The sequence below is a fragment of the Herbidospora solisilvae genome (assembly GCF_009901565.1).
GTDB classification, from domain to species: Bacteria; Actinomycetota; Actinomycetes; order Streptosporangiales; family Streptosporangiaceae; genus Herbidospora; species Herbidospora solisilvae.
The window spans coordinates 18476-32277 of sequence record NZ_WXEW01000003.1 but is presented as its reverse complement, the minus strand read 5'-3'; the positions used below and the strand labels follow the sequence as shown (position 1 = coordinate 32277).

Sequence of the window (13802 nt, the reverse complement as noted above, 5' to 3'; positions counted from 1 at the left end):
GCGCCGCCAGTGTGGCTGATCAACCGAACGAAGGAGATGTTCCACGTGAAACACCGCCGCCTGGCCGCAGCAGGCCTGCTGGCCCTGGCCGTGACCTTCGGCGTCACCGGCGCCGCCAACGCCACCGACGACACTCCGACCCTCAAGCCGGTCGGGGGCACCATCGCCTGCACGGCCGGAGGCGAGGGCATCGAGATCAAGGAAGGCGTCGTCACCATCGACGGCAAGGAGGTCGCCAGCCTCTCCATCACCAAGGCGATCCCGGCGATCCCCGCCCAGCCTGGCGCGGACGTCGCCTCGGCGGTCCCGGTGCCGGTCCCGCCCGGCGAGGCCGGCAAGGTCGGCGACGTGACGACCGCCGTTCCCCTCACCGGAGAAGACGGCGAACCGGTGACCCTGCCCGCACGGCCGTTCCACGGCAAGCCGGGCGAGCCCGTCGAGTTCGGAAAGGTCATCGCCGCGATCCCGGCGGGCGAGGCGGGGGTCAAGGCGGGCGTCGACGCGGCGCAGCCGGCCGCTCCCGAAGGCCCGACGCACACCACCACCGACGAGTCCGGCAAGGCCGGCCCGTCGTTCTCCAGTGACGGTCCCGACGCGCCTGAGGGTGCCAAGGTCGTCTGCTTCGCCCCCGCGGCCTCGGCCGACTCGGCGGCTCCCGCCGCTCCGGAGGCCCCCGCCGAGGACTGAACCGGCTAGAACTTCGGGACGAACCGGCCCGTCCGGGCCATGTAGGTGGTGAACGCCGCCCCGTGGACCCGGATGAGGTAGGGCTCCTCGACCACCCGGACCTGGATCTCGACCGCCGCGACCAGCGACAGCAGAGCGGCGAGCGACACCCAGGTCGGCACCAGCAGGGGGAGCCCGGCCAGGGCGACGACCATCGCGGTGAAGATCGGGTTTCGCACCAGCCCGAAGACCCCGCTGGTGACCAGGTCGGTGCGTTCGTCCGCGTCGACGCCGACGCGCCATGAGGCGCCCATGGCGTTCTGCGCGGCCAGGGTCAGGATCAGCCCGGCGACCGCGAACACGAGCCCCACGGCCATAGGCTCGACCGTCGCCGGGGTGATCCCGGCCAGTTCCAGGACCGGCGCGGCCACCGTGAGCGCGATGCTCAGGACGAAGAGCATCCCGCCCCACCAGCCGAGGCTGAGGACCGGCTCTCGGATGCCGACGAAGCCGGTGCTCCCGGTGGCCCGCCACTGGGCCCAGCTGCGATGACCGAAGGCCAGGGCCAGGCCCAGGCCGTAGACCACCAACGCGGGGAGGCTCACTCTTCGCTCCGGTGGACGGGGCCGTGGGGGTCGGCGCAGTGGCCGTCGCCGATGGCCAGAACGTCGGGGTGGGCGTGGTCGACCTGGAGGGTGGTGTGCTCGATCCCGTACGCGTCGTGGACCAGCTTCTCGGCCGCCAGCCGGGCGGCGTGGCAGTCGGCGCCGGGGGTGACGAGGATGTGCGCCGAGAGGGCGGCGTACCCGGAGGTGACCTCCCAGATGTGCAGGTCGTGCACCTCGACGACGTCGGGGATGCCGGCCAGGCGGCGCCCGGTCTCGGCGGGGTTGAGGCCCACGGGGGCGGCCTCCATGAAGACGCGGCCGGCGTCGCGGACCAGCCCCCACCCCGCCTTGACCATCAGCAGGGCCACGACCAGGGCGGCCACGGCGTCGGCGCGGGTCCAGCCGGTGTAGTAGACGACGAGACCGGCGATCGTGGTCGCGATGAACGCGAACAGGTCGTTGAGGATGTGCTGGTAGGCGCCTTCGACGTTGAGCCGCGAGCGGTCGGCCCGGCGCAGCAGCCAGGTCGCGATCAGGTTGATCACGATGCCCGCGAGACCGGTGAAGACGACGAAGAGCCCTTCGACCTCGGGAGGGAAGATGAGCCGCCGCACGCCCTCGTACACGAAGAAGGCGGCGAGCAGCAGCAGGGTGATGCCGTTGAGCTGGGCCGAGATGATCTCGGCGCGTTTCAGGCCGTAGGTGAAGCCGCCGCGCGGCGGCCGGGCCGCGATCCGCATGGCGACGAGGGCGAAGAAGATGGCGAAGGCGTCGGTCAGCATGTGACCGGCGTCGGTGATCAGGGCCAGCGATCCGGCGACGAAGCCGATGACCACCTCGACGGCCATGAAGGCGACGATGAGCGCCAGCGCCGCGCTCAGGTAACGCCGGTCGGCGTCCTGCGAGACGGCGTGACCATGCCCGTGCCCGTGCCCGTGGTCACTCACTGGTCTTCCCGTCGTGTCGCATGTGCGTGATGGCCAGGTCGAACAGCAGCCGCACGTGGGAGTCGGCCAGCTGGTAGTAGGCCATCCGGCCGGCCCGCCGCACCTTCACCACGCGGTGGCTGCGCAGGAGCCGCAGCGCGTGGGAGGCCGCCGACATGCTCTGCCCGGTGGCCGCGGCCAGGTCGCACACGCACATCTCGCCGCCCTCAAGAAGGGCGGCCAGCAAGCGCAGCCGCCCGGGGTCGGCGAGCAGCCCGAACACCTCGGAGAGGTCGCCGACCAGCTCGTCGTCGGGCATCACGGAACGGACGTGAGCCACCCTCTCGGCGTCGACGCAAGCGTCGGGGGCGATGGCCACTGCAACATTTGAACGATTATTCATACGTCGATGCTAAAACAACGGGCCGCCCCCCGGAAGGGGGACGGCCCGCGGTTGGTTGTGGACTACCCGTCAGAAGCGGTTGTAGTAACCGCCCAGCTGGTCTCGGTAGACCGGGTCCTTGAAGGTCGTCTCGTCGTACTCGGGAGCGTTCTTGATCTCTTCCTTCGTACGCGCGACGAAGACCTTCTGCTCCTGCGGGTCGATCTCGGTGACCGTGCCGGCAGGCAGGACGACCTTCTTGCCGAAGATCCAGGGACCGGTGTCGACGACGAGGTAGCTGTCGCCCACCTCGTAGTTCGACTCGTCCACTGAGCCGATCTTTCCGTCTGTCGCCTCGACCGTGAATCCGGTCACGTCCAGGGTCGTGGTGGGATCCTGTACGCCCTGACGGTAGGTCCAGAGGTTGTCGTTCGGCTGCATATGCCTTCGCTCTCCTTTGTGGGGGTTGCGGTTGTGGCACCGCATCTACTGCCCGGGCGAGCCGCGTTAAACATGCCGTTTCGCGGCGATCGTCCAGGGCAACCCCTGACTGAAAGGGGGCGAACACCATGACAGAGCCCGATGACCAGGACATTCAGGATGTGGATCTCGACGCGGAAGACCTCGTCGAGGACACCGACCACCCGATCGGTCTCGACGACGATCCCGACGACGACTCCCTCGACCGGCGGCTGGCCGCCGAGGAGCCCGAGGCCCATCTCCACCACGCCCGCGAGGAGCGCGAGGGGGCCGGCCGGCTCGTCGACCCGGACGAAGGCGCACGTGAGGACGTGGACGACGAACTCGTCGGCGACGACGCCGGAGAGGACGGCGGGCGTTACTCGGCCGAGGAAGCGGCGGTGCGCGTGGAACGTGATCTGTGATCTAGGCCACAAATACGGAAATATCGGGTCATGATCCTCGCGGGTGAGCCTCGTCCCATAACATCCGTTACAACCGAGGCTCCCGCCGCGAAGGAGAAGGACGTGACGTCCGAGGAGCAGGCTCCTACCGGAATCGACCCGTCGGTTCCGAGTGTGGCCCGGATCTACGACTACTGGCTCGGCGGCAAGGACAACTTCGCATCCGACCGCGCGGCGGCCGACAAGTTGCTGGAGTTCGTGCCCGACGCCCGGGAGATGTGCCGGGAGAACCGGGCCTTCCTCACTCGGGCGGTCTCACTTCTGGCCGGCGAGGGCGTCGACCAGTTCGTCGACATCGGCAGCGGCCTGCCCACCCAGGACAACACCCACCAGGTGGCGCAGCGCGTCAATTCCGACGCGCGGGTCGTCTACGTCGACAACGACCCCATCGTGCTGGTGCACGGCCGGGCGCTGCTCGAGGAGAACACGAACACCCGGGTCGTCAACGGTGACCTGCGGAAACCGGGAGCCCTGCTGGCCGATCCCGAGGTGACGGAGCTCATCGACTTCAGCCGGCCGGTGGCCGTCCTGCTGCTGTCGATCCTGCACTTCGTGCACGACGACGACGAGGCCACGGCGATCATGACGGAGATCCGGTCGAAGCTCGCGCCCGGCAGCTACGTGGTGCTGGCCCACGGTTTCCCCGGCGAGATGAGCGGCGACAAACTGGAATCCGTGCAGGCGGTCTACGCGAAGACCGCTCCCGGCGGCGTGACCGGGCGCAGCCGCGCCCAGATCGCGAGTTACTTCGAGGGTATGGAGATCATCGACCCCGGAATCGTGCCCAGCGAGGCCTGGCGCCCCGACGTTCCGTGGGACGTTCCGGTCGACTTCGCCAAACACAGCGTGCTCGGAGTGGTCGCGCGGGTGCGCTAGGCCATGACCAGGTGCTCGGGTGCGCGGTGCGGGGTCGCGACCGTGCAGTCGGGCATCAGCAGACCGGTGTCCTCGAAGAGCACGACGCCGTTGCACAGCAGGCTCCAGCCCTGTTCGGGGTGGGCCGCCACGACGTGGGCGGACGAGCGGTCGGAGGCGTAAGCGGACGGGCAGTGCGGCTGGTGCTGACACATGGTGGGCACCTTCTCCCCAGGTGGTGCGGTTGTCGTTCGATGTGGCTCAGTAGGGCAGGAGACGACCTGACGGAGTGCGCAGGTCGAGGATCGGCTTGGGCGCCTTCGGCGCCTTGGGCCGGATGCGGATCTGCTTCATCCTCATCACGATCCTTTAGCTGTAGGTCGGACCGACTCGGACGTGCACCCCTTCATCATCTCAACCGCGTCCGACAGATTCCTCGTCTTTTTGCGGGTTCGGGATGCTTCTCCGGGCTGACATGCGGCCCACGGACTTATCGCTTCAATCGTGCTGTCGGATGACCTTCAGGTCGTAAAGGTTCAACTCTCTTGTCGATCAAAGCCAGGCGACTCGCGGCGGTGGCCGCGTCCCTCGTGATCGTCGCTACCGGTCTCACCGTTCGGGCGGTCTTCGAAGGAGCTTTCGCCAAATACTGCGGCACTTCGTTGTACTCATCCTTTATAACCACTTTTGCCCTTGCATGGTTCCCCCGGACACGACCTTTTGTCGCCGCCGGCGCCTCGGTGATCTTCTGCTGGGCCGTCGAGTTCACGCAGCTCACCCCCCTCCTCGCGGAGCTCGCGGCCCGATTCCCCGTGTCCGCAGTGGTTTTCGGAACCACCTTCAATTTTCCCGATCTTCTTTGGTACGTCGTCGGCGCCCTCGCGGCGGCCGGATTTTTTACCTTGCTGGACCAGGGGAATTCGAGGCCAAAGGATGACGATCCTCGACGATCTTTGACCCAAGCCCCGAAGGCCACCAGATCCGGTCTCCGGCGTCGATCGTGAGGGCCGTCAGGAGCACCGACCTGACCACGAACGTGTCGAGCAGAACGCCGAAGGCGACGATGAATCCGATTTCGGCCAGCACCACCAGAGGCAGCACGCCGAGGACGGCGAAGGTCGCGGCGAGCACCACCCCGGCCGAGGTGATGACCCCGCCCGTGGCCGACAGCGCGATCAGCGCGGCCTTCCTGGTGCCGTGTTCGGCCGTCTCCTCGCGCACGCGGGTGATCAGGAAGATGTTGTAGTCGACCCCCACGGCCACGAGGAAGACGAACGCCAGGAGGGGCACGCCTGTTTCCGTCGCGGCGAACCCGAAGACGTGCGTGAAGATCAGGCCCGACACCCCCAGCGTGGCCGCGAACGAGAGCACGACCGTGGCGATGACCAGCAGCGGCGCGACCACGGCCCGGAGCAGGATGCCGAGGATGACCACGATCACGGCCAGGATGAGCGGGATGATCAGGCGGGCGTCGTGCTCGGAGGCGAGTTCGGCGTCGAGGGCCTCGGCGACGGTGCCGCCGACCTGCGCGCCGGGGATCTCCCGGAGCCGTTCGACGGTCGCCGGGTCCTTGACCGAGCCGTTGATGAGGGCGTTCGGGCCGGCCACGACGGGCTCGCCGACCGACGAGACGCCGGGGTCGGCGTCCAGGGCCGTCCTGACCTGGGCGGCCTGGGCGGCGGGGGCGATGACGACCAGCGAGCCGTCCTGGGTGGCGGGGAAGTTCTTCGCGAGCAGCTCGGCGCCGATGACCGAGTCGGGGCGGCCCCGGTAGGTGTCGGCGTCGGCCAGGGGGCCGATGGTGATGACGCTCAGCGTGGCCGCCATGCCGGCCAGCACGACCGTGGTGACGATCCAGGTCCGGCGGGGACGGCGCTGGACCGCCGAGCCGATGCGGGTCCAGACTCCGGCCGAGGTCTCGGTGGTGCCGTACCGGGGGATCCGGGGCCAGAAGACCCCGCGCGGGACCAGCACCAGCAGGGCGGGCAGCAGCGTCAACATGGCGACCAGCGCGCAGACCACACCGGCCGCGCAGACCGGCCCGAGGCCGCGGGTGGCGCTCTGGTCGGCGGCGAGCAGGCAGAGCAGGGCCGCGACGACGGTGGCGGCACTGGCCACGATGGCGGGCGCGGCCCGCTTCCAGGCCACGGTCATGGCCGTGACCCGGTTCTCGTGCCGGGTGAGCTCCTCGCGGTAGCGGGCGACGAGCAGCAGGGCGTAGTCGGTGGCGATGCCGAAGACCAGCACGAGCAGAATGCCGCCGCTCTGCCCGCTGACGGTGAAGTCGGCGTAGCGCGCCAGCAGGTAGGCGCCCGCCTGGGCGCTGACCAGGGCGGCCCCGGCGGAGAAGAACGGGATGAGCCAGAGGAGCGGTCCCCGGTAGGTGAGCAGCAGCACGACGACGACCACGATCGAGGTCGCGATGAGCAGCGTCAGGTCGATGGAGCCGAACACCTCGATGGCGTCGGCGCTCTGCCCGGCCGGCCCGGTCACGTAGGCGTTCGGCCCGGCGAGTTCCCTGAGCTTGTCGACCTCGGCGGTCAGCGAGTCGAGGTCACCACCCTCCAGCGGCACCACCGCCCGCACGACGTTCCCCGACGCCTCCGCCCGGGGGAAGCGGTCGCGGACCTCCTCGACCGTCGTGTCCTCCCATACGATGATCGCGGGGATCTGACCACCTTGGGCGAAGGCGCGTCTGGCCTGCTCGACCTGGGTCGACTCGGCGCTGGCCGGTAGGTAGGCCGAGGGGTCGTTGTTCCTGACCTCCTCCAGCTTCCCGCTCAGCATTCCGGCTCCGGCCAGCAGTACCAGCCAGATGGCCAACGTCAGCCATGCCCGTTTCATGGTGTGCTCTCCTCTTCAAAGCTAAGGGACCTTAGCATCACCTTCGCGGGACCGACCGCTGCGGTTGCACCGGAGAATCGTTCCTATGGACGACCTGCCCACCTGGCCCACCGGACGCCTGCTGCTGGTCGCCGCCCGGCTGGTCGAACGCGAGTGGAACCACGTCCTGGCCGGCCACGGTCTGACCCACGCCGGGTTCCTGGTGCTGCACAGCCTCGCCGAGGGGCCGCTGGCCCAGCGGGAACTCGCCGCGCGCACCTACGTCGAGGAGCAGACCATCGGCCCGGTGCTCGAACGCCTCGAACGCGCCGGGCACGTCACCAGGGAGCGCGACCCGGCCGACCGCCGCCGGATGGTGGTGACCAGAACCGCGTCGGGCTCGGAGGTGTACGACGCCCTCATCGCCGCCGACGCGGCCGAGTCGATCATCAAGGTCCGGGATCTCGGCGCCTTCCGCGACGACCTGATCAGGATCATCACCTCGATCCGCCCCATGGAGGGCGGATCGAGGTGAGTGGCTCACCCGCGGCTGCCGGTGCCGAAGTAGAGCGAGATCGCGAACGGGCGGTCGGTGTCCTCGACGATCCGTTCGCCGCCCGGGTCGAGGCGGGCCTCGAAGAAGCGGTTCAGGCGACGGGCCTCCGGCCACGGGTGCACGCTGACCAGCGTTGCCTCCGGCCCGAGCAGCCCGCAGAGCCGATCTGACGCGTCCTCCAGCCGGCCTCCGAGGTAGTAGAGGGTCTCCGAGCAGACGACGAGGTCGTAGTGCCCGGTCAGGGAGAACAGGTCGCTCTGGACGAAGCGCACCGACGGCGCGTTGCGGCGAGCCCGGGTCAGGGCGGTCTCGGAGATGTCGACGCCGGTGATCTCGGCGTCGGGGCGGGCGGCGGCCAGCATGCCGGTGAAAACTCCCTCGCTGCACCCCACGTCGACGATCGTGCGGTAGGTCCGGTCGGGCAGCGCCTTCAGGGTCTCCTCGTACTTGCGCTGCTCATAGGGGCTCGACGCGAGGAGCCACGGGTCGGGGCTGCGGTGCCACCAGTCGAAGTAGCGCCGGAGGACGAGCGACTGCCCGTAGGGGGTGAGCAGGGAGATCGTCCGGAAGAGGGTGCGGTGGAGCAGGTCGGGGAGCTGGGCCAATGCGCTTCCTCTCGAAGGGGATGTAAAGAAAACTAGACACGATGTACAAGTTGCTTTACCTTCGAACCATGACAATGCTGGAGAAACGGGCCTGGACTTACATGGTCGTCTCCCTGGTGACCTATGGCGGCTACGTTGTCGTGATCGTCGGCCGCCTGGTCGGCGGATCGGTGACCGAGATCGATTACGTACCCGTCCTGCTGTGGACGCTCGGCCTCTCGATCGCCGGATCGATCGTGGTCGGAATCGTGACCGGGATGATCGGCGACCGCAGCACCAGGACCGACGTGCGCGACCGTGAGATCGACCAGACCGGCGACCGGATCGGACAGGCGTTCACCGTCATCGGCGCGCTCGGCGCGTTCGTGCTCGCGCTCTTCGAGGCGCCCTACTTCTGGATCGCGAACTCGATCTACCTCGGGTTCGCCCTCACGATGATCGTCGGATCGCTGGCCAAGGTCATCGCCTATCGGCGAGGCGGGTTCCAGCAGTGGTGAAACCGACGAAGGTCACCAACTCGATCCGCGCCCTGCGGTTCGCGAACGGAGAGATGACCCAGGCCGAACTCGCCGACCGGCTCGGCGTCACCCGGCAGACCGTCATCGCCATCGAGCAGGGTCGCTACTCCCCGTCGCTCGAGGTGGCCTTCCAGATCGCCCGTGTTTTCAACGTCTCCTTGGAAGAGGTGTTCCAGTACCCGTGAAAGCCATGGTGCACAGAAGCTACGGCCATCTTGAGCCGGCCGAGTTACCCGTCCCCGCAGTCAAGGACGACGAGGTGCTCATCCGGGTCAAGGCCGCCGGGGTCGACCCCGGCGCCCACTACCGGATGGCCGGCGTCCCCTATCTGGTCCGGTTCATGGGCTTCGGGGTCCTCCGGCCCAACCAGCCCGTCGCCGGGGGCGACGTCGCCGGGATCGTCGAGAAGATCGGCGCGAAGGTCACCCGCCTGAAGGTCGGCGACGAGGTCTTCGGCGCCGCCGAGGGCAGCTACGCCGAGTTCGTCGTCGCCAAGGAGGGCCTGCTGGCCCGCAAGCCGGCCAACGTGAGCTGGGAACAGGCCGCGGCCGTGCCCACTTCGGCGGCCACCGCGCTGCGGGCCGTCAAGGCCGTGGGCCCCGGCAAGAAGGCGCTGGTCGTCGGCGCCGCCGGCGGCGTGGGAACGTTCCTGGTCCAGCTCCACGAGGGCGAGGTCACCGCCGTGTGCAGCGGCGGCAAGGCCGATCTGGTACGCCGTCTCGGCGCCGCCCACGTCGTCGACTACACCGAAGACGACCTCGGCACCGGCCTCTATGACGTGGTCTACGACGTCTACGGCGGCCGGGACATCAACGTGCTGCGCCGCCGGCTCACGCCGGACGGGAGGCTGATCCTCCTCGGCGGGAAGCCGAAGGGGAAGCTGATCGGCATCGGCCGCACCCTGCGCGCGGTGCTGCTCAACCCGTTCGTCCGGCACGAGATCACGATGCTGTTCGTCTTCCCGACCACGGCGGAGTTCGAGGAGCTGGCCGAACGTCTCGCGAACGGCACGCTGGTCCCCGCGCTCGACCGGACCTTCCCGCTGAGCGAGACGAAGGAGGCCATCGCTCACGTGATGGCCGGCCGAGCGAGGGGGAAGAGCGTCATCACCCTGTAAAAGTCGCCACCTCCCTGATCAGCTCGTGCACGCGGGAGGCCTGATGTTCCAGGCCGTTCCCGACCTCTCCCAGCAGTTCCGCCGCGGCCCGCAGCAGCTCCTCGGCCCGCCGCTCCCGGCTCTCCGCCGCCGCCATCACCTTGGTGGGGTCGACCGTCACCATCGCGGACAGCCGCTCGTTCTCCTGGTGCAGCCAGCGCAGGCTGTTCTCCACCTCGTTGAGGAACACGTCGACCTCGGCCAGGTCGTATCCCTCACGTAGTCGTCCGGTCGTGAACACCTTGGTCCGTACGTCCTCCGGCGTCAGCACCATGTCGAGTTATTCCTTTCTCGCTACCGCGTCTACCAGATAGTCACGTTGGGGCAGGGTCAGGTCGCCCACGGTGGACGACTCAGGAATGCCGTAGGCGGTCAGATCGCGCCCCGTCAACCGGCCCCGCAGCAACCACCAGACCGAGGTGTGCCTGGTCAGCCGGTCGGTGCGGGCGAGGATCTCGGCCAGGCTGAGCCGTCCGGTGGTCAGCGCCCAGCGCAGCTGGGAGCGGTCTTTGGGGGTGAACGCCGGGGTGGGCTCGGGGAGCGGCAGCGGGATCGCCACCGGCCGCCGGATCAGGGCGGCCACCGGCGTGGTGGTCCCTCCCCCGGAGACGGGCATCCACTGGGCGACGGCCAGGGTGGCGGCCAGGGCCGCGGCGACACCCCCGGCGGCCACCGCCGCCCGCCGGGGCATGCGCCCGGTCTCGCCGCCCGCCAGGCGGAAGCCGACGATGGCGGTGCGCAGCAGCACACCGGCGATCGTGCCGAGCAGGATCGGCGTGGCCTGCGGCGGGATCGGGCTCATCTCGGCGACGAGGATGCCGGCGACCGGGCTCAGGCAGGCCAGCAACATCCAGAAGGCGATCTTCCGGCCGGCCAGGTCGAGCATCGCGGTCAGCGCCAGGCCCTCACTGAGCGAGTGGATGAGCAACGCCAGCAGCACCACCAGCGAAGCGCCCGACAACGTGAGGCTGGCGCCCTCGATCGCCCGGTGGATGGCCAGCGCGATGGCCGTGCCGGTGCCGCCGAACAGGGCCGCCGTGGCGACGGCCTTCACTCTGCGGTGCACCCCGGCGGCGTGCCGGGCGGCCTCCTTCGTGTGTTCGTGGGCGCAACCCTCACGTGTGAAATAGGTGATCACCGAGAAACCGACGACGATCGACACGCCGAGCGTCCACAGGGGCACGTTCTGCTCGATCGCGTCGTCGACCGCGTCGGGCAGGATCTCGCCCAGCGCCGTGACGAGCATCAGCGCCGACGCGATCGCCAGGCCCACGCTCACCTTGGTGGAACTCCGCCGAGCCAACCATGACCCGGCGAGCGTGGCCACCGCGATCAGCACCGCCTCGAGCCATACGGACATGACCATTCAACACCTCTCCGCAGCACAAATGACCTGCGATGATTACGGAGAGTAGATAGCCATGTGACGCTCGGTTTACACATGTGATCACATATTCAAACGATCGGCCGCAGTACGCGGGGCACTGCGGCCGATCGTCACCCGTGGCGGGGGCGTAACGGAAGAAGCAGTCACGGGTGGAGCTGCGTGCAGACCGCCTTGACCTCGGTGTAGGCCTCCAGGACCTCGTGGCCCATCTCGCGTCCCCAGCCGCTCTGCTTGTAGCCGCCGAACGGCAGCGCGGCGTCGAACACGTTGTAGCAGTTGATCCAGACCGTGCCGGCGCGCAGGCGCTTGGCCAGCGCGTGGGCCTTGTTCACGTCGCGGGTCCAGATGCCGGCGCCGAGACCGTAGGCGGTGTCGTTGGCCTGGGCGGCGAGCTCGTCGAGCGAGGAGAACGGCGAGGCGACCACGACCGGGCCGAAGATCTCCTCACGCACGATCGCCATGTCGGGCGTGGTGTCGGTGATCACCGTGGGCTGCACGAAGTAGCCCCTGTCGCCGTGACGCTCGCCGCCGGCGACGGTCCGGGCGCCGTCGGCGCGGCCCGACTCCAGGTAGCCGGTGACCCGGCGGAACTGCTCGTCGGAGACGAGCGGGCCCATCTGGGTGTCGGGGTCGAGGCCCGAGCCGAGCTTGATGCCGCGGGCGATGTCGGCGACCCCGCCGACCACCTCGTCGAAGCGGCTCTCGTGGACGAACAGCCGCGACCCGGCGACGCAGCACTGACCGTGGTTGAAGAAGATCGCGTTGGCCGCGCCGGGGATGGCCAGGGCCGGGTCGACGTCGTCGAAGACGACGTTGGGGCTCTTGCCGCCGAGTTCGAGGCTGACCTTCTTCAGGTTGCCCGCGGCGGCCTGCACGATCAGCTTGCCGACCTCGGTCGAGCCGGTGAAGGCGACCTTGTCGACCCCGTCGTGGGCGGCCAGGGCGGCCCCGGCGGTCTCGCCGTAGCCGGGCAGGACGTTGACCACGCCGTCGGGCAGCCCAGCCTCGGCCATGATCTCGGCCAGCCGGAGAGCGGACAGCGGCGTCTGCTCGGCGGGCTTGAGGATGACCGTGTTCCCGGTGGTGAGCGCGGGCCCGAGCTTCCAGGCCGCCATGAGCAGCGGGAAGTTCCACGGGATGATCTGCGCCACCACGCCGATCGGCTCTCTGAGGGTGTACGCGTGGAACTCCGACCCCGGCATGTAGGGCACGGAGAGACTGATCGTGTTGCCCTCGATCTTGGTGGCCCACCCGGCCATGTAGCGGAACAGCTCGGCCGCGAGCGGGATGTCGGCGGCGCGGGCGACCGCGTAGGGCTTGCCGTTGTCGAGCGACTCGAGCTGGGCGAGCTCATCGCCGTACTGCTCGATCAGGTCGCCGATCCGCCAGATGATCCGGCCCCGCTCGGAGGCGGTCATCCGGGACCAGGGGCCCTCCTCGAAGGCGGCGCGGGCGGCGCGTACCGCCCGGTTGACGTCTTCCCTGTCGGCTTCGGCGATGGTGGCGAGCGTGTCGCCGGTGGCGGGGTTGGGTGTCGCGAAGGTGCGTCCGGAGGCGGCGTCGACCCACTGGCCGCCGATGAACAACTGGCGTGGAGTCGAGATGAAGTCCTGAACGCTCTTTTCCAGGGTGACCGTCATCAGCGTCGGTTCCCTTCCTACTAGACGTAGTCACCATCTGACTACTCGGTAGGGGACTCCGCAAGTTTCAAGGCTGCCACGGCCGTCTCATATCGCCACGCCGCGACGGCCTGTTCCAGGCCCTGGGCCGATTCCCGCAGGCCGAGAAGGTGTGCCACGATGGGCCGCAATGTTTCGGCCTGGGCGTCGAGCAGGTTCCGAGGGTCGGTTCCGGCCCACTGGAGCAAAGCGAGTTTCACCAGGAATTCGGTTCGGATCTCCCCGATCCGGTTCACCGGCGTGACCAGCCAGTCGGCGGCGCGGGCCGCCCCGGCGGGGGTCACCCGGAACGGGCGGCGGGCCGGGCCCCGGCCGGGTTCGACGCCGGTCTGCTCGGCGAGGCCGCGGGCCACCAGCCCGTCGAGGGCGCGGTAGACGAGGGGCCGCGGGATGGGCAGCACCCGGCCGATGGGCCCCTCGGGCGCGGTGAGGCGGGCGAGGGCGAAACCGTGGGCGGGTTCGTGCGCGAGGAGGCAGAGGACCACCCACTCGGAGTTGTTCACAGGCGACAGCGTAGTCTCAATGTGACTATGAAGCCCCAGCCCAACGCGATCTGCATCGGTGGCCCGTGTCACGGGCTGCTGCTGACGATCACGCAGGAGATCGGGATCCTCGACGTCGAGGAGTCGCGCTACCGCGTGACGACCCGGCGCCTCCATCATCCCTCGTGCCGTGAACCGTTCGTCGTCCTGGCCTGGGCCGAGGAGACGGCCTGAGC

General features: G+C 69.0%; 20 protein-coding genes. 9 read left to right on the top strand and 11 right to left on the bottom strand.

Annotated features, from left to right (window positions below; all coding sequences use genetic code 11):
• Positions 1-36 precede the first annotated feature (36 nt).
• On the top strand, positions 37-687 hold the full coding sequence (locus tag GT755_RS09680) for a hypothetical protein (RefSeq protein ID WP_161479408.1): 651 nt from the start codon (positions 37-39) through the stop codon (positions 685-687).
• 5 nt (positions 688-692) lie between these two features.
• Here the strand turns inward: GT755_RS09680 and GT755_RS09675 are convergent, their stop codons facing one another.
• The 4 genes from GT755_RS09675 to GT755_RS09660 all read right to left on the bottom strand — a co-directional run bounded on the left by GT755_RS09675 (position 693) and on the right by GT755_RS09660 (position 3023).
• Positions 693-1271 carry a methyltransferase family protein gene (locus GT755_RS09675; RefSeq protein ID WP_161479407.1) on the bottom strand — a complete coding sequence of 193 codons (579 nt, stop codon included), beginning with the start codon at positions 1269-1271 and terminating at the stop codon, positions 693-695.
• Entirely contained in the window at positions 1268-2221 is a 954-nt protein-coding gene (locus GT755_RS09670; protein ID WP_161479406.1) for a cation diffusion facilitator family transporter, read from the bottom strand. Before GT755_RS09670 ends, GT755_RS09675 begins: the two co-directional genes overlap by 4 nt.
• Entirely contained in the window at positions 2214-2579 is a 366-nt protein-coding gene (locus GT755_RS09665; RefSeq protein WP_328794270.1) for an ArsR/SmtB family transcription factor, read from the bottom strand. The genes GT755_RS09670 and GT755_RS09665 overlap by 8 nt, the downstream gene beginning before the upstream one ends.
• A 93-nt stretch (positions 2580-2672) precedes the next feature.
• The gene (locus GT755_RS09660; RefSeq protein WP_161479404.1) at positions 2673-3023 is read right to left on the bottom strand and encodes a PRC-barrel domain containing protein; all 351 of its coding nucleotides are present in this window, start codon (positions 3021-3023) and stop codon (positions 2673-2675) included.
• Positions 3024-3151: 128 nt separating this feature from the next.
• On the opposite strand from GT755_RS09660, the gene GT755_RS09655 reads away from it, so the two are divergent.
• Together GT755_RS09655 and GT755_RS09650 are read left to right on the top strand one after the other, a co-directional pair.
• On the top strand, positions 3152-3466 hold the full coding sequence (locus GT755_RS09655; protein WP_161479403.1) for a DUF5709 domain-containing protein: 315 nt from the start codon (positions 3152-3154) through the stop codon (positions 3464-3466).
• 102 nt (positions 3467-3568) lie between these two features.
• Positions 3569-4381 (top strand): SAM-dependent methyltransferase, encoded by an 813-nt coding sequence (locus tag GT755_RS09650; protein WP_328794269.1) that lies wholly within the window; start codon positions 3569-3571, stop codon positions 4379-4381.
• Here GT755_RS09650 and GT755_RS09645 read toward each other — a convergent pair.
• Positions 4378-4575, bottom strand: coding sequence for a DUF5999 family protein (locus GT755_RS09645; protein WP_062347380.1), 198 nt, complete (start codon positions 4573-4575; stop codon positions 4378-4380). The genes GT755_RS09650 and GT755_RS09645 overlap by 4 nt on opposite strands.
• Before the next feature lie 360 nt (positions 4576-4935).
• Between GT755_RS09645 and GT755_RS41540 the strand changes: the two genes are divergently transcribed.
• Entirely contained in the window at positions 4936-5364 is a 429-nt protein-coding gene (locus GT755_RS41540) for a ribosomal maturation YjgA family protein (protein ID WP_407929406.1), read from the top strand.
• Here the strand turns inward: GT755_RS41540 and GT755_RS09635 are convergent.
• Complete coding sequence (locus GT755_RS09635) at positions 5258-7204, bottom strand: MMPL family transporter (RefSeq protein WP_161479400.1); 1947 nt, start codon at positions 7202-7204, stop codon at positions 5258-5260. The two genes, GT755_RS41540 and GT755_RS09635, sit on opposite strands and share 107 nt — an antisense overlap.
• Positions 7205-7289: 85 nt before the next feature.
• Here GT755_RS09635 and GT755_RS09630 point away from each other — a divergent pair, with 85 nt between their 5' ends.
• Positions 7290-7718: a MarR family winged helix-turn-helix transcriptional regulator gene (locus tag GT755_RS09630; RefSeq protein WP_161479399.1), complete on the top strand. Its 429-nt coding sequence runs from the start codon at positions 7290-7292 to the stop codon at positions 7716-7718.
• 5 nt (positions 7719-7723) lie between these two features.
• On the opposite strand, the gene GT755_RS09625 is transcribed toward GT755_RS09630, so the two are convergent.
• A complete protein-coding gene (locus tag GT755_RS09625) occupies positions 7724-8344 on the bottom strand; it encodes a class I SAM-dependent methyltransferase (RefSeq protein ID WP_161479398.1) in 621 nt (206 codons plus the stop codon).
• A gap of 68 nt (positions 8345-8412) precedes the next feature.
• On the opposite strand from GT755_RS09625, the gene GT755_RS09620 reads away from it, so the two are divergent.
• The 3 genes from GT755_RS09620 to GT755_RS09610 are packed head-to-tail and all read left to right on the top strand — an operon-like array spanning position 8413 to position 9979.
• The gene (locus GT755_RS09620) at positions 8413-8841 is read left to right on the top strand and encodes a hypothetical protein (protein ID WP_161479397.1); all 429 of its coding nucleotides are present in this window, start codon (positions 8413-8415) and stop codon (positions 8839-8841) included.
• On the top strand, positions 8835-9047 hold the full coding sequence (locus GT755_RS09615) for a helix-turn-helix transcriptional regulator (RefSeq protein WP_161479396.1): 213 nt from the start codon (positions 8835-8837) through the stop codon (positions 9045-9047). The genes GT755_RS09620 and GT755_RS09615 overlap by 7 nt, the downstream gene beginning before the upstream one ends.
• 5 nt (positions 9048-9052) lie before the next feature.
• A complete protein-coding gene (locus GT755_RS09610) occupies positions 9053-9979 on the top strand; it encodes an NAD(P)-dependent alcohol dehydrogenase (protein WP_202609863.1) in 927 nt (308 codons plus the stop codon).
• On the opposite strand, the gene GT755_RS40495 is transcribed toward GT755_RS09610, so the two are convergent.
• The 4 genes from GT755_RS40495 to GT755_RS09590 form a co-directional block, all read right to left on the bottom strand.
• Complete coding sequence (locus GT755_RS40495; RefSeq protein WP_161479394.1) at positions 9969-10292, bottom strand: DivIVA domain-containing protein; 324 nt, start codon at positions 10290-10292, stop codon at positions 9969-9971. The genes GT755_RS09610 and GT755_RS40495 overlap by 11 nt on opposite strands.
• Positions 10293-10298: 6 nt before the next feature.
• On the bottom strand, positions 10299-11378 hold the full coding sequence (locus tag GT755_RS09600) for a ZIP family metal transporter (RefSeq protein WP_161479393.1): 1080 nt from the start codon (positions 11376-11378) through the stop codon (positions 10299-10301).
• A gap of 170 nt (positions 11379-11548) precedes the next feature.
• Positions 11549-13045, bottom strand: coding sequence for an aldehyde dehydrogenase family protein (locus tag GT755_RS09595; protein WP_161479392.1), 1497 nt, complete (start codon positions 13043-13045; stop codon positions 11549-11551).
• A gap of 41 nt (positions 13046-13086) precedes the next feature.
• The gene (locus GT755_RS09590) at positions 13087-13587 is read right to left on the bottom strand and encodes a PadR family transcriptional regulator (RefSeq protein WP_161479391.1); all 501 of its coding nucleotides are present in this window, start codon (positions 13585-13587) and stop codon (positions 13087-13089) included.
• 27 nt (positions 13588-13614) lie between these two features.
• Here GT755_RS09590 and GT755_RS09585 point away from each other — a divergent pair, with 27 nt between their 5' ends.
• Positions 13615-13800 carry a hypothetical protein gene (locus GT755_RS09585; protein WP_030455117.1) on the top strand — a complete coding sequence of 62 codons (186 nt, stop codon included), beginning with the start codon at positions 13615-13617 and terminating at the stop codon, positions 13798-13800.
• Positions 13801-13802 lie beyond the last annotated feature (2 nt).

What these genes read in the sequence shown, in the direction of transcription:
- GT755_RS09620 (WP_161479397.1), top strand. Translation starts at nt 8,413, where the DNA reads ATGACAATGCTGGAGAAACGGGCCTGGACTTACATGGTCGTCTCCCTG.
- GT755_RS09585 (WP_030455117.1), top strand. Translation starts at nt 13,615, where the DNA reads ATGAAGCCCCAGCCCAACGCGATCTGCATCGGTGGCCCGTGTCACGGG.
- GT755_RS09655 (WP_161479403.1), top strand. Translation starts at nt 3,152, where the DNA reads ATGACAGAGCCCGATGACCAGGACATTCAGGATGTGGATCTCGACGCG.
- GT755_RS09660 (WP_161479404.1), bottom strand. Translation starts at nt 3,023, where the DNA reads ATGCAGCCGAACGACAACCTCTGGACCTACCGTCAGGGCGTACAGGAT.
- GT755_RS40495 (WP_161479394.1), bottom strand. Translation starts at nt 10,292, where the DNA reads ATGGTGCTGACGCCGGAGGACGTACGGACCAAGGTGTTCACGACCGGA.
- GT755_RS09680 (WP_161479408.1), top strand. Translation starts at nt 37, where the DNA reads ATGTTCCACGTGAAACACCGCCGCCTGGCCGCAGCAGGCCTGCTGGCC.
- GT755_RS09630 (WP_161479399.1), top strand. Translation starts at nt 7,290, where the DNA reads ATGGACGACCTGCCCACCTGGCCCACCGGACGCCTGCTGCTGGTCGCC.
- GT755_RS09645 (WP_062347380.1), bottom strand. Translation starts at nt 4,575, where the DNA reads ATGTGTCAGCACCAGCCGCACTGCCCGTCCGCTTACGCCTCCGACCGC.
- GT755_RS09595 (WP_161479392.1), bottom strand. Translation starts at nt 13,045, where the DNA reads ATGACGGTCACCCTGGAAAAGAGCGTTCAGGACTTCATCTCGACTCCA.
- GT755_RS09610 (WP_202609863.1), top strand. Translation starts at nt 9,053, where the DNA reads ATGGTGCACAGAAGCTACGGCCATCTTGAGCCGGCCGAGTTACCCGTC.
- GT755_RS09635 (WP_161479400.1), bottom strand. Translation starts at nt 7,204, where the DNA reads ATGAAACGGGCATGGCTGACGTTGGCCATCTGGCTGGTACTGCTGGCC.
- GT755_RS09600 (WP_161479393.1), bottom strand. Translation starts at nt 11,378, where the DNA reads ATGTCCGTATGGCTCGAGGCGGTGCTGATCGCGGTGGCCACGCTCGCC.